This window comes from Kamptonema formosum PCC 10802 (assembly GCF_000332335.1).
Classification (GTDB): Bacteria; Cyanobacteriota; Cyanobacteriia; order Cyanobacteriales; family Oscillatoriaceae; genus Oscillatoria.
In genome coordinates this window covers 3,318,547-3,336,292 of record NZ_KB235948.1, presented here as the reverse complement: position 1 = coordinate 3,336,292, position 17,746 = coordinate 3,318,547, and the positions used below count along the sequence as shown (strand labels likewise).

Annotated in this window: 20 protein-coding genes and 1 pseudogene; 8 read left to right on the top strand and 13 right to left on the bottom strand. The window is 54.7% G+C overall.

The genetic code is table 11. The features are described 5' to 3' along the window. Window positions 1-708, top strand: a pseudogene (locus OSC10802_RS40165) (IS4 family transposase); the annotation flags it as partial. Window positions 709-801: 93 nt separating this feature from the next. Here OSC10802_RS40165 and OSC10802_RS55625 read toward each other — a convergent pair. Beyond that, window positions 802-930: a hypothetical protein gene (locus OSC10802_RS55625; protein ID WP_017717444.1), complete on the bottom strand. Its 129-nt coding sequence runs from the start codon at window positions 928-930 to the stop codon at window positions 802-804. 180 nt (window positions 931-1,110) lie between these two features. On the opposite strand from OSC10802_RS55625, the gene OSC10802_RS0114265 reads away from it, so the two are divergent. Then, a complete protein-coding gene (locus OSC10802_RS0114265) occupies window positions 1,111-1,752 on the top strand; it encodes a Uma2 family endonuclease (protein WP_017717443.1) in 642 nt (213 codons plus the stop codon). A 135-nt stretch (window positions 1,753-1,887) separates the two neighbouring features. On the opposite strand, the gene sfsA is transcribed toward OSC10802_RS0114265, so the two are convergent. Then, entirely contained in the window at window positions 1,888-2,613 is a 726-nt protein-coding gene (gene sfsA / locus OSC10802_RS0114260) for a DNA/RNA nuclease SfsA (RefSeq protein WP_017717442.1), read from the bottom strand. A 234-nt stretch (window positions 2,614-2,847) separates the two neighbouring features. Here sfsA and murJ point away from each other — a divergent pair, with 234 nt between their 5' ends. Next, on the top strand, window positions 2,848-4,461 hold the full coding sequence (murJ, locus tag OSC10802_RS0114255) for a murein biosynthesis integral membrane protein MurJ (RefSeq protein WP_017717441.1): 1,614 nt from the start codon (window positions 2,848-2,850) through the stop codon (window positions 4,459-4,461). 194 nt (window positions 4,462-4,655) lie between these two features. On the opposite strand, the gene OSC10802_RS0114250 is transcribed toward murJ, so the two are convergent. The 4 genes from OSC10802_RS0114250 to OSC10802_RS49820 form a co-directional block, all read right to left on the bottom strand. Beyond that, window positions 4,656-4,967 (bottom strand): DUF3181 family protein, encoded by a 312-nt coding sequence (locus OSC10802_RS0114250; protein WP_017717440.1) that lies wholly within the window; start codon window positions 4,965-4,967, stop codon window positions 4,656-4,658. 84 nt (window positions 4,968-5,051) lie between these two features. Beyond that, window positions 5,052-6,011, bottom strand: a complete 960-nt coding sequence (locus OSC10802_RS0114245) for a vitamin K epoxide reductase family protein (RefSeq protein ID WP_017717439.1) — start codon at window positions 6,009-6,011, stop codon at window positions 5,052-5,054. 211 nt (window positions 6,012-6,222) lie between these two features. Further along, entirely contained in the window at window positions 6,223-7,083 is an 861-nt protein-coding gene (gene btpA, locus OSC10802_RS0114240; protein WP_026098468.1) for a photosystem I biogenesis protein BtpA, read from the bottom strand. Between the two features lie 279 nt (window positions 7,084-7,362). Then, on the bottom strand, window positions 7,363-7,704 hold the full coding sequence (locus OSC10802_RS49820; protein ID WP_155967746.1) for a hypothetical protein: 342 nt from the start codon (window positions 7,702-7,704) through the stop codon (window positions 7,363-7,365). A gap of 101 nt (window positions 7,705-7,805) precedes the next feature. Between OSC10802_RS49820 and OSC10802_RS0114230 the strand changes: the two genes are divergently transcribed. Beyond that, complete coding sequence (locus OSC10802_RS0114230; RefSeq protein ID WP_017717436.1) at window positions 7,806-8,783, top strand: SGNH/GDSL hydrolase family protein; 978 nt, start codon at window positions 7,806-7,808, stop codon at window positions 8,781-8,783. 288 nt (window positions 8,784-9,071) lie between these two features. On the opposite strand, the gene OSC10802_RS40160 is transcribed toward OSC10802_RS0114230, so the two are convergent. The 5 genes from OSC10802_RS40160 to OSC10802_RS44365 all read right to left on the bottom strand — a co-directional run bounded on the left by OSC10802_RS40160 (window position 9,072) and on the right by OSC10802_RS44365 (window position 13,041). Next, the gene (locus tag OSC10802_RS40160; RefSeq protein WP_044171013.1) at window positions 9,072-10,142 is read right to left on the bottom strand and encodes a Gfo/Idh/MocA family protein; all 1,071 of its coding nucleotides are present in this window, start codon (window positions 10,140-10,142) and stop codon (window positions 9,072-9,074) included. 99 nt (window positions 10,143-10,241) lie between these two features. Then, a complete protein-coding gene (locus OSC10802_RS49815; protein WP_155967743.1) occupies window positions 10,242-10,418 on the bottom strand; it encodes a hypothetical protein in 177 nt (58 codons plus the stop codon). Beyond that, window positions 10,419-10,940, bottom strand: a complete 522-nt coding sequence (locus tag OSC10802_RS40155; protein ID WP_017717434.1) for a hypothetical protein — start codon at window positions 10,938-10,940, stop codon at window positions 10,419-10,421. A 251-nt stretch (window positions 10,941-11,191) separates the two neighbouring features. Further along, on the bottom strand, window positions 11,192-11,581 hold the full coding sequence (locus OSC10802_RS0114210) for a hypothetical protein (protein ID WP_017717433.1): 390 nt from the start codon (window positions 11,579-11,581) through the stop codon (window positions 11,192-11,194). Between the two features lie 23 nt (window positions 11,582-11,604). Further along, entirely contained in the window at window positions 11,605-13,041 is a 1,437-nt protein-coding gene (locus OSC10802_RS44365) for a hypothetical protein (protein WP_017717432.1), read from the bottom strand. A 194-nt stretch (window positions 13,042-13,235) separates the two neighbouring features. Between OSC10802_RS44365 and cobM the strand changes: the two genes are divergently transcribed. From cobM to OSC10802_RS0114185, 4 genes are all read left to right on the top strand, one after another. Continuing rightward, window positions 13,236-14,048 carry a precorrin-4 C(11)-methyltransferase gene (gene cobM, locus OSC10802_RS0114200; protein WP_017717431.1) on the top strand — a complete coding sequence of 271 codons (813 nt, stop codon included), beginning with the start codon at window positions 13,236-13,238 and terminating at the stop codon, window positions 14,046-14,048. A 56-nt stretch (window positions 14,049-14,104) separates the two neighbouring features. Next, complete coding sequence (locus OSC10802_RS0114195; RefSeq protein ID WP_017717430.1) at window positions 14,105-14,488, top strand: TFIIB-type zinc ribbon-containing protein; 384 nt, start codon at window positions 14,105-14,107, stop codon at window positions 14,486-14,488. A 178-nt stretch (window positions 14,489-14,666) separates the two neighbouring features. After that, window positions 14,667-15,149 (top strand): flavin reductase family protein, encoded by a 483-nt coding sequence (locus OSC10802_RS0114190; protein WP_017717429.1) that lies wholly within the window; start codon window positions 14,667-14,669, stop codon window positions 15,147-15,149. Window positions 15,150-15,230: 81 nt separating this feature from the next. Next, window positions 15,231-15,584, top strand: a complete 354-nt coding sequence (locus OSC10802_RS0114185) for a phenylpyruvate tautomerase MIF-related protein (protein WP_017717428.1) — start codon at window positions 15,231-15,233, stop codon at window positions 15,582-15,584. Between the two features lie 70 nt (window positions 15,585-15,654). On the opposite strand, the gene OSC10802_RS0114180 is transcribed toward OSC10802_RS0114185, so the two are convergent. Next, window positions 15,655-17,301: an adenylate/guanylate cyclase domain-containing protein gene (locus OSC10802_RS0114180; RefSeq protein ID WP_017717427.1), complete on the bottom strand. Its 1,647-nt coding sequence runs from the start codon at window positions 17,299-17,301 to the stop codon at window positions 15,655-15,657. A 256-nt stretch (window positions 17,302-17,557) separates the two neighbouring features. Beyond that, a complete protein-coding gene (locus tag OSC10802_RS49810; RefSeq protein ID WP_017717426.1) occupies window positions 17,558-17,713 on the bottom strand; it encodes a hypothetical protein in 156 nt (51 codons plus the stop codon). Between the last annotated feature and the right edge of the window lie 33 nt (window positions 17,714-17,746).

Genomic DNA, 17,746 nt, shown 5'->3' with positions numbered 1-17,746 from the left:
TGTGTCCTATTGATTAAACTGTCATTACTCTAACAAGTTAAATTGCTATTGCTGCAAGAATACTCCCAAGTTAAGCTTGTTAGCTCCTTAAATTTAACCACAGGAGTTCCAGAAGAAAACTTAATAAAATTTTGGATACGACTCTGACTACAGATATGGAAAAGAGATGTTAGCTAGTTTGCCCCCAAACGGTGTAGGGGTAATGGATCGGGGCTTTTCTAGTTAAAATTTTTACGGCTCGCCCAGCAGTCAAACAAGTATTTCGTCTTGCGCATACCTAACAACTACAAACTTCAATTTTCTGAAAATAAGGGGCAGTTTCTAGTTGGGACAGGCAAGGACTCAGGAATATATAGAATTGTTAACTTTTGCGATCTTGAAAAGCGTGCTGAGTATAGATTGGCCACCAATTTGGAGCGGGCCGAAGTCTCTGATGAAGAGCTTATGGAAATCTACAAATATAGGTGGCACATAGAGTTGCTATGGAAGTTTCTTAAAATGCACCTTAAGTTGGATAAGCTGATTACTAAAATGTAAATGGTATAGCTATACAAATTTATGTTTCGCTGATAGCTTACCTGATATTAAAGATAGTAGATATCCTAAAGAATGGGGACTACGCTACTAGATAAACTCCGCTATCTTCAATGTTGTATGTGTCAAGAAATCAGCTATGTCCACTGGATAGAACGACTTCTCTCTGGCTAAGCATTTTTACTCAGGGCAGGATAAATGTAAGCTAAAATGTAAAGTTTTGTGACAGAATTCAACACTTGTGTCACTATACCTGATAACCAGCTGTCAGATCCCCTCAGCCACCAGAGAGTCTATCATGTACCGACTGGCGGCGTGCGGGTAACTTTTCACTTGCAGGTTGCGCTTCAGAGTCAAAGCATCCAGCAGCAAAGATTGCAGCCTGTAGAAATTCATAAAGCGGAACGCACCCTCCTGTAGCAGCGGTGTCCCAAAAAGAACGCACCCCTGACAAAATCTGCCGGTGCCCCCTCAATCCCGCAACATTAACCTGTTATAATAGATTCCTATACCGCTCAATATGAACGGCAACTCCAGACATGCCATTCTGACAGCCCAGCATCACAGGAGGAATCCATGAACGCCTTAGAGACAAAAGTGCCGGCTGATACTTGGGTGACAGCCACTTGGGATGAATACATCCAGGCGATAGAAGACCCCGCCTGCAAAAAAGCCAAAGGCTACTACTACAATGGACAAATGAGGATAGAGATGTCACCAGTTGGAAATGACCACTCACGAGATCACTCGATTATTATCCATGCTGTTCACCTGTTTGCAGGTATCAAAAACCTGGATTTGGATGGACATGATAACTGCACCTACCGCAAACCCGGCTTCCAAGAAGCTCAACCCGATGCGTCTTTCTACATGGGGGAAAACGCCAATGTGATTCCTTGGGGAACTTCTATCATCGACCTAGACATCTATCCCCCACCAGCGCTAGTAATTGAAGTAGCCAACACCTCCCTCCCCGACGATCAAGGCGAAAAGCGCCTGCTGTATGAGGAACTGGGAGTGGCTGAATACTGGGTCATCGATGTGCGAAAGGTTCGCGTCATCGCTTTTTCCATTGCTGAGAAAGGTAGCCGGCGGATTGCAGAGTCTCAGGTATTGCCAGGATTAGCAATTTCCCTGCTAGAAGAAGCTTTACAGCGCACCCGCCAGATGAATCACGGCAAAGTCAGTACCTGGCTATTAACCCAATTTCAGCAATAGTTAGCGGAATCATCTCCTCACCGAGAGATTGATTCATAAACCCGGTTTCTCAGCCCCTAGAAACCGGGTTTCTGAGACTTTCCTTCGCATCCCACCCAAAAGATTGATTCAGAAACCCGGTTTCCGAACTTAATATCACACCCGCAGCGACGCCAAACCCAAATAGCGGACACCCACCGGCGACACCTCAAACCGGCACGGCAACACCTCCAGCCCCAAAGCGATCGCATCCCGCAATAGCTTCCCATACACCGGATCGGCAATATCTCCCGGCGCAAACTCCGCGCAATCCCCCCGGTTAATAAAAAACAGTGCGATCGCCCTTCCCCCGCCCCGCACAACCTCCATCAATTCCCGCAAGTGCTTCTGTCCGCGCTCCGTCACCGTATCCGGGAAAAGAGCCACCCTACCATTCGCCCAAGTCGTATTCTTCACCTCCAGGTAAATATCACAAATCCCACTTCCTGTCAACAGAAAATCCACCCGACTTTTTTTATCCTGACCGTACACCACCTCAGCCTGTATCCGCTCGTACTCCCCCAACTCTGGAAACAGATATTGAGCCAAAGCCAGCTCAACCACCCGATTCGGCAAACCCGTATGAATCCCCACCCAAGTCGGCTCATTATCCCTCACCTCCACCAACTGCCAGCTATAAGCCAACTTCCGCTTAGGATCGCTATGATGCGACACCCACACCCGACTCCCAGGCGCACAAACCCCCAACATCGGGCCGGTGTTGGCGCAGTGGGCAGTAATCTTCTCCCCCGTATCCAGCTCAATATCGCAAAAAAACCGCTTGTAGCGCCTAACCAAAATACCAGACAGCAGTGGCGGGTACTTATAAACAAAATCCTTCATTACCATTCAACCGTGAGAATAGCTTTTATGTGGGCAAAATTCAACGTAAAATGCGCTTGACCCCACCCCCCCAACCCCCTCCCCGCTGACGGGGAGGGGGAGCAAGACCGGCTCGACGCCGCCTGCGGCTGGGAGTGGTACAGGCGGAGTGCCTGTCCCAAAAACCGGCAAAAGGCAGGGTGTAGAGTTTCTGGTTAAGTTTATTTAAGCTCACCTACATATTGTTAACCATTTGTGTCTGAAGCCAAAAAACCCGCTCGCTCCCTCGCCGGCATCGCCGGCATCGTAGCCGCCGCCACCCTAATCAGCAAAATCTTTGGCCTAGTCCGCCAGCAAGCGATCGCCGCCGCCTTCGGCGTCGGTGCTGCAGCTGACGCCTACAACTACGCCTACGTCATCCCCGGCTTCCTCTTCGTCCTCCTCGGCGGCATCAATGGCCCATTTCACAGCGCCATCGTCAGTGTCCTCGCCAAGCGCAAACAAGAAGAAGCCGCCCCCCTCGTCGAAACCATCACCACCCTCGTCGGGGGAATCCTCCTCTTCGTCACCATCGCCCTGATCGTCTTTGCCGAACCCCTCACCGACGTAGTAGCCCCGGGCTTAAGCAAAACACCCGCCGGCGAAACCATTCGCCAGATCGCCATCCAGCAATTTCGCATCATGGCCCCGATGGCCCTGCTCGCCGGCCTGATTGGCATAGGCTTCGGCACCCTCAACGCCGCCGATCAATACTGGCTCCCCTCCATCAGCCCCCTCTTCTCCAGCGCCGCCGTCATCGGCGGACTGGCCATCCTCACCTTCCAGCTTGGCCCCAAAATTACCGACCCCAAATACGCCATGCTAGGCGGTTTAGTCCTCGCCTGGGGAACCCTAGCCGGCGCAATCCTCCAGTGGGCCATACAGGTCGGTGCCCAGTGGCGTGCCGGCATGGGCACCCTGCGCCTGCGGTTTGACTTCCAGCAGCCCGGAGTCCGCGAAGTCCTCAACGTCCTCGGACCGGCAACCTTCTCCTCCGGCATGCTGCAAATCAACGTCTACACCGACTTGTGGTTTGCCTCCTTCATCCCCCAAGCTGCCGCCGCCCTCGGCTACGCCGGCTTGCTCGTGCAAACCCCCCTCGGCATCATCTCCAACGTCCTCCTGGTCCCCCTGCTGCCCGTCTTTTCCCGCCTAGCCGACCCCAAAGACTGGCCCGAACTCAAAACCCGGATTCGCCAGGGCTTAATCCTCACCGGCATCACCATGCTGCCCCTCAGCGCCCTAATGATCGTTCTGGCATTCCCCATCGTGCGAGTCGTTTACGAGCGCTACGCCTTCAACAAAGACGCATCCAGCTTCGTCACCGCCGTCCTCATCGCCTACGCCGCCGGCATGTTTGTCTATCTCGGGCGCGACGTACTCGTGCGCGTCTTTTACGCCCTGGGCGATGGCGAAACCCCCTTTCGCGTCAGCGTCGCCAACATCTTCCTCAACGCCGTCCTCGATTACCTCTTCGTTGGGCCCTTCGGCGCACCTGGCCTAGTCCTGGCCACAGTCACTGTCAACCTGATCTCAACAATCGCCTTCCTAATCCTCCTCGACCGCAAACTCAACGGCTTGCAGTGGCACACCTGGGGCTGGCCAATCCTCGGCTTAACCGGCGGCAGCGTCCTTGCCGGTGTGGCCAGCTGGGGCGCACTCTGGGGCGCACAGCGCTTGATGGGCACCGAAGGACTGCTGATTCAGCTGCTGCAACTCAGTCTCGCCAGTCTTGCCGGTTTGGGCGTCTTCGCCCTAGTCGCCACCCAGCTGAAACTGCCAGAAATTGACATCTTCCTCTCCCGCCTGCGCCAGAAGTTTGCCAGATAAGCTGTTACGCTTTTAATTTGCTTATCTTCCCGAAAGAGGCAGAGCCTCCAGGACGTCGTTCCCAGCCTGAGGCTGGGAACGCGGGGATAGAGATGCATATGGCAAATTTAATGCAGAATATCTAGCGCGAAAGCAAGCGTGGGGAATGGGGACACAACAATCCCCAAATCCCCAAATCCCGGCTTCTAATAAAATTAACCCAGCTTGCGCTGGCACTCCTCCAAAATATCCATCAGCTGAACCTGACACTGCACCGGCAGCAAATCCGCCAGAGGGACTTCCCGCCTGCCGCCGCCCAGTTTCACCGGGATGCCTTGCAGCACCTCCAGCACCCGATCTTCTTCGAGATTGCCACCCGTCAGAAGCGGGTAGAGCTGTTCGGCGAGAGGCGTGTGCAGGTGAGCGTCACTCAGATACAGATGCCACTTGGCGATATCGATATAGATATTTTCGCCAATTTCAGCGGCTAAGGCTTCGATTGCTTCTGCGGTAGTTGTTCCAGCCATAAAACTTCACACTCACTCAAGAAAAGTCGAGAGCGTCACCGGAGTATCCACCCTTATTCTAGAATTTCTGCCCCTTGCTTGCCTTTAGGGCGCTGCCGCCCCAGGGATTAAATTCTTAAAGTTGCCCGGACCCTGGTAGCCTGACATATCGCCCAGTTTTTGTAGCGAAAACACACCCGGATACAGCTGGCCTTTGATTTCCCAGGTTGGGTAGCCTTTGACTTTCGCCTCCGCGCACAGCTGGGGACGGGCGTTCTTGCCGTTGGGGTCGCACTCGACGTAATCAAGGAGTTCAAACGCTTCTTTGCCGAATAGCTGCTTCTGGTCGTGGCAGTGGGGGCACCAGTAAGCCCCGTACTCCTTAGCGCCTATCTCTTTGAGGTGACGCGCTAAAGCAATTTCTGCCTCACCCGAGGTCGTGGTAATCGGCTCGCCAAGTTGTCCGGGCGCATTGGAAGCCGCAGTCGCTTCTGGAGTTGCCACCGGCTGTTTGGCGCTGGCGTACAGGCCCAAAGTGCCAATCAGCGTCACCATGCCCACAATGACGCCGTTAAAAAACAGCTGGCCCATATCCTCCCACTCCCGACCTGTCAAACTGAGCACAAACAGCGACAGCGAGAAGACAGCCGAGGCGATGCAGTAGGGGCAGAACGCCTTGATTTCAAAAGCCTGCAGGTAGAACAAGTAGCTGCTGAAAATCGCCATTGCCGTCCCACCGGCAAACAGCAGCGGCCAAGTCTGTTTTTCCAGCTTGGAGCGGAGTTCCTTCTGATTTACTGGGTGAATTGCCAGGGGAGCGACTGCCAGCACCCCCATGCCGGTGTAGGCCAAAAAACCGAACAAGGTGAGGGGCAAGCCGAATATTTTCCCGTAGGAGCTAGAAAGCACCTGGACGCAGCCGCTCGTGGGGCAGACAGCAGAGGCGCTGCCGGTCAGCTCGACCACCGTCAGAAAGGCCGTTTCCACAGCACCGGCTGCTGCTATGGCGGCGATCAGCAGGCGGGAGAAGCGATGAATCCAGGGGGTTTTGCGTCGGCGAACCATATCAATTTTAGAGTTTAGAGTTTAGATTTTAAATTTTAGAAAGTTCTTTCTACCTTGTCCTCTCTCTACTGTCAAGTGTTCCCACAACCGTCCTAAATCCGGGCAGGCAAAATCCACCTCACAAGCTGCGGCATTTTGCTGTCCGATCCCCCCTCTCCGAAAAGCGGAGAGGGGGTTAGGGGGTGAGGTTCCTTTGCTCAGACGGGTGAGTTCAGTTGCGGACAGCCTCCAGGGAACTGTCACTGGAAATTGCTTTGGGCTGGGTCTTTGCCGCCAAGCAGCGGCGCGTCGCTTCCACGAACTGGCTGACTCGAATTGGATCGATCGTCTGCTCGATGCGCCCGTGCCGCTTCAGGGAACTGGAGACAATCACCCCGTCAGCTGCCCCCATCAGGGTCGAGATATTTTCCCAGCTGGCACCGCTGCCGATGAACACCGGCGTGCCAAGGGCTGCTGCCTTGGCCAGCTCCAGGTCTTCCAGAGTCGGCGGGCTGCCCGTGGCCCAGCCGGAGAGAATCACCCCATCCGCCAGACCTCGCTGAATTGTCTCTTGCACGGCTGTGGTGAGATTGGGGGAGCCCAGGGGGCGAGCGTGCTTCACCAGCACGTCTGCCAGGATTTGGACATCGCTCCCCAGTTCCCGCCGGTAGCGCAGCAACTCGTGAGCCTGTCCCTCAATTAAGCCCTGGTCTGTGGCCATGACGCCGGTGAGGACGTTGACGCGGATGAATTTGGCCCCCACACAGGAGGCGATGGCCAAACCGCTGTGGGCGTCGTTGCGCAAGACGTTGATTCCCACCGGCAGCGTCAGCAAGTCCATCAGCTGGTGGACAATCAGCGTCATAGCGCTGACCACCGCTGGATCGACTTGCCCCTTGGTAAACGGGGCGTCGAAAAAGTTCTCAACGATAATGCCGTTTACGCCACCGGATGCTAGGGCTGTGGCCTCTTGTGCCGCTCGCTCCACAACCGCTCTCAGGCTGCCCCCCCAGCGGGGAGAAGTCGGCAGAGGCAGTAAATGCACGACGCCAATAATCGGATTCTCTGTTTTGAATATCTGAATTAAGTCCACGAGTTTACTATCCGGACTCGCCATTGACACTCCCCCCTCCAGAAGAGGCGGGATTTTTCAAGCTTTGGGCTTGCATGTGCAGTTCGAGACTTCACTGCTCTGCCTTCCTGGCACACCACGCAGCCGGCACTAGGCCGCAGTGCTGTCTCCAGGCCCCTGCTGGTTCAGGAGAGGGCGCTGACCTCTATTTTAACTGTAGAGGGGTCGCGGCACTCCCACTTGGGCCACCGCAATTCTTTTCTAGAAAGGGCCGGCTTTCTTGAGGAGAATTCTGTCAAATCACTCAACGCACCACAACGGGTGGCACGCCTCGATCAGTCTGTCTCTCCTTTGCAGGTGAGATGAAGCCACTTGTACTTTACTATATTTCAGTCCCCCATAGGGATTGATACAAAAGAACTGCTCACCGTCTCTAAAAATCGGACAGTCCCAGACACCGGCTGCACTCCAGGCCGCCTCAAAACCGCTATAACTGACCATCAGCCGCAAGCGGGCGAGTTGGACTTTCAAACGCTGCCACCAGAGCTGGCGATTTTCAGGGCTGGCCTGTTCGCTCTCCGCCCTCTGGCCCGAGCCAGCGGCTGGCTTCCTCCAGGCCGGTGAGCGCCCCCGCACTCGCACAGAGAGGTCTTTCCTGAAATTTACGCCTAAATCCTTTACTTATATAACTCGCGCGTTGTGGGAACTGCGCTTTTACTACAAGCGATATAATTCACGAGCCTATGAAGTTTGCGATGATAGTTCTTGCGGTAATAGCTGGATTGGTGCTGGCGCTAGAGGCCTGCTTGCGGCTGTTCGCGGGCTTTGGCAGTCCCCTGATTTATATTGCGGACGAGGAAATTGGCTATCTGCTAGCGCCTTCCCAGCGCACTCGCCGGTTTGGCAACCGCATAGAGATCAACGAGTATTCCATGCGCAGCCCTGCAGTAGCGCCCACTGCACCGGCACTGCGGGTGTTGCTGCTGGGGGATTCCGTGGCCAATGGGGGCTGGTGGACAGACCAAGGGGAGACGATTTCAGCAATGTTAGCCCGCCAGCTGAGTTTGCTGGCGGCGGAGGGGGGCAAAATTCCCCCAAGCGCCAGCCCCAGTGTGGAAGTCCTCAACGCTTCGGCCAACTCTTGGGGGCCGCGCAATGAATTGGCCTATTTGCAGCGGTTTGGCACCTTTGAGGCGCGGGCGGTGGTGCTGCTGATCAATACGGATGACCTGTTCGCCACCGCGCCCACGTCGCTGCCGGTGGGGCGAGATCGCAACTACCCTGACCGCAAACCGCCCTCAGCCCTAGCAGAGGTGTTCAGCCGCTATTTGCTGCCGGCAACGCCAGTGCCAGACGAATTAAAAGCGGTACAGGCAGAAGGGGGAGATCGCGCCGGTCGCAATTTGCAGGCGATCCGGCAAATTCAGGAAATTGCCCTTGACAAAAATAGCCATTTTATGCTATTGATGACCCCCTTGCTGCGGGAAATCGGCAATCCTGGCCCTCGCGACTACGAACAGCAGGCTCGCCGGCGTCTGGCAGAGTTTGCCGAGCAGCAGAGAATTACTTATATTGATTTTCTGCCCCTTTTCAACGCTGAAAAGCAGCCAGAAACCCTGTACCGCGACCACATTCACCTCAGTCCCACAGGCAATCACGCTGTCAGTGAAGCTCTGAGCCCCGCTCTGGCGCAGCGGTTACTGGCCACCGACAGCCAATGAGCTATAGCAGTATGCACTTAGGTTAGGACATGGGCAGTGGGCATTGGGGCAGTGGGCGATGATGCCCCATCGCATTGCTCGCAGTCTGATGGGCCATGCCCCATGCGCCATGCCCCATGCGTCATGCCATTAATGTCCGTGCCCAATATGACTATTGCTATACCTTCCGTTTGGTTAGTTTTTATGTGAGAGGAGTTTAGAGCAAAACCCCCTTCTGGAGAAGGGGGCAACGCGAACCAGTAATATAAATTATTAAAACGGAAATAGCCTGAGGGCGGCCTGTCTCAATCAGGCGACAGGGAGCGTGGAAGGATTCAAGGGACTGCGCTCCTGGCCTGGGGGATACCAGATTTGCCCATCGATCGCCATCAGCTCGATGGCACTTGCCAAACGCAGGGCTTTGAGAGCCTGCTCTCCGCCGACAGAAGGTTTATTGCCACCGCGCACGCAGCTGACAAAGTGTTCCAACTCGGCGTGCAGGGGCTCAATGTTGCTCGTGTAGACCTTTTCAATCAGACCGTCCTGCCGGTAAAGCACTTGGCCATAATCCGTCATGTAGTTGGCAGTCGTTTGCCGGTGAATCAAGATTTCATTGTTGAGAAAATCCGCCTCCGTCAAAGAGTTTTTGCAATGGGCCACAATTCGGCGCTGTTTGCGATGCGTTACCTTACTGGCCGTGAGAGTGGCCACAATGCCATTGGCCAAGCCAAGGGTAGCGGTAACATAATCTAAATAGCCAGATCCGGAAGCGCGGCTGCCGCTGGCTGTGAGCTTGACCACCGGCGACCCGGCCAATTCCAGCAGCAAGTCAATATCATGGATCATCAGATCCAAAACCACAGACACATCATTGGCTCGGCTAGAGTAAGGACTCATGCGATGCGCTTCCAACGCCAGCAACTCCTCGGTCTTGAGCACCTTACTGAGTTCCTGGAAAGCAGGGTTGAAGCGCTCAATGTGGCCAACTTGCAGGATGCAGCCGGTTTCAGCTGCCGCATTCACCAGCGATTCAGCTTCGGCAATACTGGCAGCTATCGGCTTTTCGATCAATACGTGCACGCCGGCATGGAGGCAAGCCATCCCCACTGCGTGATGCAGTTTCGTGGGAACAGCAATGCAAACGGCATCCACATGAGGGAGCAGATCCCGATAATCTTCAAAAAAGCGAATCCGGTACTTGCTGGCAGTGTTTAAACCGCGTTCGACATTAATATCGGCTACACCCACTAGATCAACATCTTTTAACAAGCTCAGAACTCGGGTGTGATGCTGTCCCATGTTGCCTACCCCAATCACCCCAATGCGGATAGGTTCAGGTTGGGGTCGCGGCACATAAGCGTTTGAACATCTCACTGACATGCGATCTGGCACTCCTAAATACTCCTCCACCACCACAAGGCTTACGCCATTTGGCAGCTTGACGCCGCCTCAAACCATCCAGATACTATCACAGCCATTCTATTTGTAAAGAATAACTAAGTGACTGTCCCCATTCTGGGACTCAGGGGCCGGCTCGCCAGACTGGGGCAGCCATCTGGCAGGGGGGCTGCCGGTGGCGGGACGGACACCGGCAGCCCCCCCAGACAAAAACCGCTGCTTGACAGCAAGCAGCGGCAGTGTGGCCCTTACCGGCACCTACTGGCGGGACGGGTTGGAAGGTGCCGGCACTACGTTGGAGGGTGCCGGCACTACAGGGTTGCTGCTGCCCTCCTTGAGCTTGTAACAGGGCGTGCACGGGGTCTGGCCCTGATAGGGGCACTCTAAATGACCCCCAAGACGGACGATGAAATCGTCGAAGTCTCTCTCTTCCAGCGCCTTGACTATCCCCGTATCGTCCCAGCGGATGGCCGTACCGCCCTGAGACAGACCGCTCATGCCACCGTCAAAGAGGGCCTGCTGCCTGCGGTTTAGGTTTTGAAAATCCGTCGAGTAGAGGATGCCCGCCGGCCTGCCGTTGTAGGTCGATTCCAAATAGAAGCTGTACTTCGTCTTGGCCTTAAACTCGAACTCAGCCAGTGGCTGCGGCACGGCGTTGCCAGGAGTCCCGCGAAAATCATTCTGCCGGCCTGTGTTGGTGTCGTCTATGTAATCCGAGGGGCGGTTGGGATCTTGCACGACGTCAGAGGGTTTGACCTCGACAATCAGGGGCGTCTCCATCTCAAGATATTTCTATTTAATTTGCATAGTTTAAGGCAACCTAATTGCCAGTTTACCTCATGAATAAGGCGCGCAAAAATAATTGATAAATGTTAAAAAACAATTAATCTGCTTGATACGCTGTCGGAAAAGTGCTGGCAAGCCCCCCTGCAGGGGCTGCCATTAAAATCTGTATTCCGTAATATTTCGGCTAGCGTATCATTTTACTGTCTCCTGACAAAGGGGAATCTGTTCAATGGACAACTGAACGCCTACCAAGTCCGAAATCTCAAAAGGGAATTAAGCTGAGCCTGCTGCTCGGCATCCACATCGTTTAAAAGTTGCAGGGCTTCTTGCACTAGGAGATTCACTCTGTCAGCTTGCGAGTTGGCAAGCGCTTGCTGTAGCTGTTGGGAAAGCTGTGTGGCAGCATTGAGAACCTGGGGGCTGATTGTCCCATTTGCTCCAAAAATACCATTGCCGACATTATTGCCGACATTGGAAAGCCCCGGATTAATAAACGGTGCCGGATTGTTCCAGAGGTTGGGTCCCTGGTGGTCGGACTGCTGACCGGCTGTCTGGGCAGCTGAAGGAGCAACTGCTATTGCTACTGTGACAATATAAATGCCAATTCCCAAACTGATCGATTGAATTTTGCGCATCACTAACTATCCTATTTCAACACTTAAAAATTGAATGAGTACCCGACGCCGATCACAAACCGGGCCCCGTCTCCAGCACCGGCAACGTCGCGGAGCGCGGGAGTAATCGCCACGGGAACGTTTTTGAACGGAACAATCGAAGCCCCCAGCGTTAAGTCCTGTCCTGTCCATTCGGCAATTAAACTGACAGGTTCAGCCGCCCGGACGGCTACACTGCCAAACAGGTTGACCGCGCTCCTGTCATTGGCGATGTCTTCCTCTGAACGGAATTGGCCATTGCCCAAGCCGGCGGTGACAGCCACCCGGCTGAAGGAGGAGTTGATATCTTCTCGCAGCCGGAAAACTTTGGTAGCTACTCCATAGAAGGAGTTGGTAACGTCATTTGCCCCAATATTTAAAAAGCCATTCCAGCCGACTGCTACCGCCCAGTCTTGCGGGAACTGGCGGTGAACTTTGAGGTTTAATCCGCCTCTGCCAAACTCGGTATTTCCTCCAGTAATGCTGGCCAGTGTGTAGGAAACTTCTACACCCACGGATTTGACGGCATCGCCAAAACCTGCTCCCAGAACTGTGCCCCCATCCAGAGCGTCGGCATATCGGACTCGCGATTGAAAGCCGACACCGATATAGCCGGTGTTGTTATCTGCGCCAAATCCGGAAGGGTTGGCGACTGTCAGCCCGGGCGAACCTTTGTAAAGGTCGGCAAAATCGATTTTTCTGTCTTGGAGACCATCCAGCTGATTGAGTATTTTTTCAATTTCCTGTTGGGAGGGTATGGCGCTGGCGGGCTGGTTTTGCGCCGGCTGTGGGGAGGGTGTCGCTCCTGGAGGCGGCTGGTTTTGCGCCGGCTGGGCAGAGGGGGGTGGGGGAGGGACTTCTGGCAAAAGGCTAACAGGTGCCTGCCCCATAGCGACCAGATTTTGGGCGAGATTGCTGGAAGCACCGGCAGCAGTGGCCATTCCAACCGGCTGTTGCGGCAGCGGCTTGAGCAACTGGGCGCTGCTGGCGTATGCCGGCGGTGGCATCACCGGCGCGGCGGAAACCGCTGCCGCCCCCACTCTCGGCTGGACAATAAAGTCTAGGGGATCTCCCCACTCCGGCGCGACAGCCGCCGGAATCAGGAAATCAGCTCCTGGTGACATGGCGCGGCTGGCTCCCGTTCCGCTCCGGGGGGCTGGAAGCGCGATATACTTCAGGGGGTCTTGATAATTGCCAATTTCAGTGCTATCTTGCGTTCCGTAGGCTGATGCCGGCGTTTGTGCGCCCCCAACGATTGCCGGTGGGGCGAGCGACACAAGTTCTGCGGGTGTGGCCGCAGAAAGGGGCTGGACTATAAAGCTGTCCGCCTCTAGTGCCGGTGGGGGAAATGGGGAATTTGGACTGGCGCTCACCGGGGCGGTTAACCCCTGGACAGCGATGGCCGAAACGGCACAAATTGCAGGTGCATTTGCGACACGCATAAATTCTAAAATTTGTCAATATCCAAGTGCATGCCTCATGCTTCGCAGCAGCAGCCAGTCCGTCAGGATATAATTCGCCTTTAGCAGCGATTAAAAAATGCCACGCTCATTTCAGCCACCTGTTTGACAAAACTCAGAGATATGAGTTATAAGCGCGATTGATAAGACTGCACGCCAGGGGAGAAGAAAACAGATTGAAGACTCAAAATTCAAAGTCAAATAAAAATCAAGAACTTTTCCTGGCACCGGCAGTCTACATTGTGGGTGCCGGCCCGGGCGATCCGGATTTGCTGACGGTTAAGGCTCAAAAAATCCTGGAGCGGGCTGATGTGATTTTATTTGCGGACTCGCTGGTTCCTGAGCAGATTTTGCAGGGGGTTCGTGCGGATGCGGAAATTATTAGGACGGCGAATAAAACTCTCGAAGAGATCCTGCCGGTGATGCTGGAACGGGTGCGAGCTAACCAGTCCGTGGTGCGGCTGCACTCCGGAGACCCCAGTCTCTACGGCGCGGTTCACGAGCAAATGCAAGCGCTGGGGGAAGCAGGGATTCCGTTTGAGGTGATCCCGGGAATTAGTGCGTTTCAGGCGGCGGCGGCTAAGCTGAAAGTTGAGCTGACTGTTCCGGGTGTGGTGCAGACGATTATCCTGACGCGGATTGCGGGTCGCACCGGCGTCCCGGATACGGAGGAATTGGCCAGTCTGGCGGCGCACCGGGCGAGTTTGTGCCTGTACCTGAGCGCCCGTCATGTGGGAGAGGCGCAGGAGAAGCTGATGCAGCACTACCCGGCTGAGATGCCGGTGGCCATTTGCTACCGGCTGGGGTGGCCTGATGAGAAAATTTGGCTGGTCCCCCTACAGGAAATGGCGGCGAAAACGAAGCTGGAAAAGCTGGTCCGGACAACGCTTTACGCGATTAGCCCCGCACTGGGGGAGGTGCCGGCGCGCTCTCGCCTCTACCATCCGGAACACTCGCACCTGTTCCGCCCGCTCTCCCGCGAGAGCTGATAAACTATTCCCATCTGCATTAACTCAAGTTTGTTTAGATTCACAGGAATAGCAAAATGAGCCAAATGACATGCCCGAAGTGCGCGGGGAGTTTAGAAGCGGTCCTGTACGCAAATATCGAAGTAGACCGCTGCGGGAACTGCAAAGGGATTTGGTTTGATTCCCTGGAGGCTCAGACGCTCAAGAAAATTGAGGGATCTGAGAGTTTGGACATTGGCGACCCCAAAACCGGCAGTAAGTACAATGAAATGGGAGATATCAACTGCCCAAAATGTCACACGAAAATGACGAAAATGGTTGACCTCAACCAGCCTCACATTTGGTACGAGAAATGCCCGGTCTGCTATGGCATCTGGTTTGATGCCGGTGAGTTTAAGGATTACAAGGAAGAGGACGTCACAGACATTTTCAAAGACATCTTTAGCAAAGAGAGACGCTGAGGAGCGCGGGGTGAAATGGCGGACTCTAGCTTGGTGCGTGCCGGCTGAGGCGGGAGTGTGCCGGACCAGAAACCGGGTTTCTTTCACAAACCCGGTTTCTCAGCTGTCACAGGTTGAGGTTGCCATGTGCAAAGGAATTGGTATACACTGATCGGTGTACTGTCGGAGTGCTTTACCCATGCTGGACGAACAAGCGAAAAAGACTTTACTGCGCAAGATTCCCCACGGAATCTATATCTGTGGCGTTAAGGATGGGGAAGATATTAACGGCTTCACGGCAAGCTGGATAATGCAGGGTTCCTTTAAGCCGCCTCTGGTTGTGAATTGCGTGAAGCAGGACAGCAGGTCCCACGCGATGATTAAGGCGAGTGGGGTTTTCGCGCTCAGCTTTTTGGAAGCGGGACAGAAGGAGCTGGCGAAGAAATTCTTTCAGCCGCAGCGCTGGGTGGGGGATAAGTTCGGGGACGTGCAATTCTACCGGGGAGAGGAAACCGGCTGTCCGATTATCTCGGACTCCCTGGGCTATGTGGAGTGCAGGGTGGTGGGCTCGGTTGAGCATGGGGATCACACGGTGTATGTGGGTGAGGTGATTGCTGCCGGTGTCCACCGGGAGGGCGAGCCCCTATTGCTGGAAAGCACCGGCTGGAATTACGGCGGCTGATCGGGCGTCGCTGCTGGCGAGTGGCTGGCAAAGTTTAGAATTGAGAAACCGGGTTTGTTGCAGACTCTCCAGGATTAACCTATGCCTCTGATCAAAGTTCAAACCTCTGTGTCCGCTCCTGAGAAATCTGCTGTTGAGGGGCTGCTGAAAAGCCTGTCGGCTAAGTTGGCCCAGCATCTGGGCAAGCCGGAGTCCTATGTGATGACGGCTTTTGAGCCGGAGGTGGCCATGACGTTTGCCGGCACGGCGGAGCCGGTGTGCTATGTGGAAATTAAGAGTATTGGCAGCATGAGTCCGGCGCAAACGAAGGCCATGAGCCAGGATTTTTGCCAGCAAATTAAGGAGGCGCTGGGAGTGGAGCCCAATCGCGTCTACATCGAGTTTGCGGATGCCAAGGGTTCGATGTGGGGCTGGAATAGCTCAACTTTCGGTTGAGGTCATCCCAGAAACCGGGTAACTTCGGCGAAACCCGGTTTCTTGACCCGGTTTTTTCTGTTTCTTGTGGCTATGTATTTCTCTGGGTCTGGTAAACTATAACTGGCCGGTCAATTCCTTTGAAACGGTGCTCTCCCGCCGGCTGAAAGTCTTGAGGCGCTAGCAGCAACTGATAGGTTGCTTCGCTGATCGCACACTCACCGGGGGGACAGATTCCTTCCATGCGGGAAGCGAGATTAACCGTCGCGCCCAAGACGGTGTAGTCCACACGCTGAGAGCTTCCGACATCGCCAATGACGGCTTTGCCGCTGTTGATGGCAATCCGCAATTGCAGGGGTTCGCGCAAGGCGTGACTGTCGTTAAGTCTTTCGAGCCGGTCGAGCATTCCTTTGGCGGCTGCGACGGCGCGTTCGGCGTGATCCGGCTGGGATTCGGGAGCGCCAAAAAATGCCATGATGCAGTCGCCGATAAATTTATCGAGCGTGCCGCCTTGGGCAAAAACTTCGTAGAGCATTTCCTCGAATAAATCATTGAGCAATTCGGCAATCTGCGACGGAGTGAGCCGTTCGGAAAGTGCGGTAAAGCCCACGATATCGGCAAACAGGATGCTGATTTCACCTTCTACAGGAGGCAGGCGACCGTTTTCCAAGGCTCCTGCGGCAATCAGCTGCTGCACAACGCTTGGAGAGTGATAGCGCTCTAGCTTGTGGCGGATGGTTTCTTCATCTCTGAGTTTGCGCGAGAGCAGCCAGCGCTGCACGCTGGAAGCGACAAGGTTGGCTAAGGCGGAAAAAAAGCTTAAATCTTCTTCTGCTCTCTCGGCGGAATCGCTGCTGTAAAGTTGGGCGTCGGCATAAAGTACGCCGGCCACTTTATTTTCATCCCACAGAGGGACCGCCATCGCGCTGTGAATGCCTTTGAATAAAATGCTCTCTTCTCCATCAAACCGCTCGTCTGTCTGCGCGTCAGCCGTTTGGATGGCCACTTTTTCGGAGAATACTTTTTGGCAGATGGTGCGGCTAATCCAACTCCCATCAGCGGCGAGATTCTTCTGTTGAGAGGCATCTCTGGCGGCGGCGTTGAGCAATTCCAGTTTGCCTGTCCCGCTGATGTCGATTAACAGGGCCAGCCGGTCGATACAGCTGAGTTCGCGGAAAACGACTTTCTGGACTTGGGAGAAAATCGCTTCTATCGATTCAGCAGAGTTCAGACCTTTGGCGATATCTACAAGGTCTTTCAGGCGGGCAATGGCTTTTTCCTGGTTGCTAGCCCCATTCCCCTGTTCCCCAGCCCGTATCCACTGCTGTTGCAGCTCTTTGGCATTGCGGAGGATGGTCATTCCGGGACTGGCGGTTGTCATCTGCGGTGGGCTCTTGCTGCGAAAGGGAGGGGGCCAAGGCGTCTGGGTTTCTGGACGGCTGGAGAAAATAACATTCAGCCCAATATTCCCCAGCTGAACAACGTCGCCGTGGCTCACCTTTTGAGGGGAGGTGACCAGGCGATCGTTGAGCAGCGTACCGTTTTTGCTCCCCAGATCCTCAACTGTCCACTCTCCGGCAGCTGTTTTCATAAAGCGGGCGTGACACCGGGAAATCGCCGCCAGTGGCAACTGTAAATCGCATTCCGGCGAGCGCCCTATCTTAAATTCATCCCGATCCACCGTAACCGTTCTTTCTATCTTTCCCTCAATTTGCAGGCGCAGCTTGAGCTCTGCCATTACTCCCAAACCTCCTTAAACCCCGGCGAACAAGGCGTGCGAGAACTCCAGGAACACTCGATAGGTTAAATTTTACCCCCCGATGATTGCTGTGGCGTTCTGCCGGCAATTCCTGCCACTGTATTAACCTTGAGGAAAATCCTTGAGTTGGTGGTAAGCAGTATTTATATTTGCCGCAACTCTAAGGGTAGCGCACCCCATCCCCTCCCCCCTGACCATCACTGTACAGTTGCCGCGCCGTTCGCTCCCTGTCTCCTTAATAGCACAGGTGAGCGGCTGCCGGCACCCCGCCGGTGCCTTGAGCCACTGCTGGCTCTAATCCACGGGGGTTTTTCGGGGGTGAACCGGCTGTTTTCCCGATGCCGGTGCTCTCTGCTGGTGTCTTTTGCAAATCTGCCAAACCATCTGCCACGTCCGGACTGTCCCAGTAGGCTTTAGCGCTCCC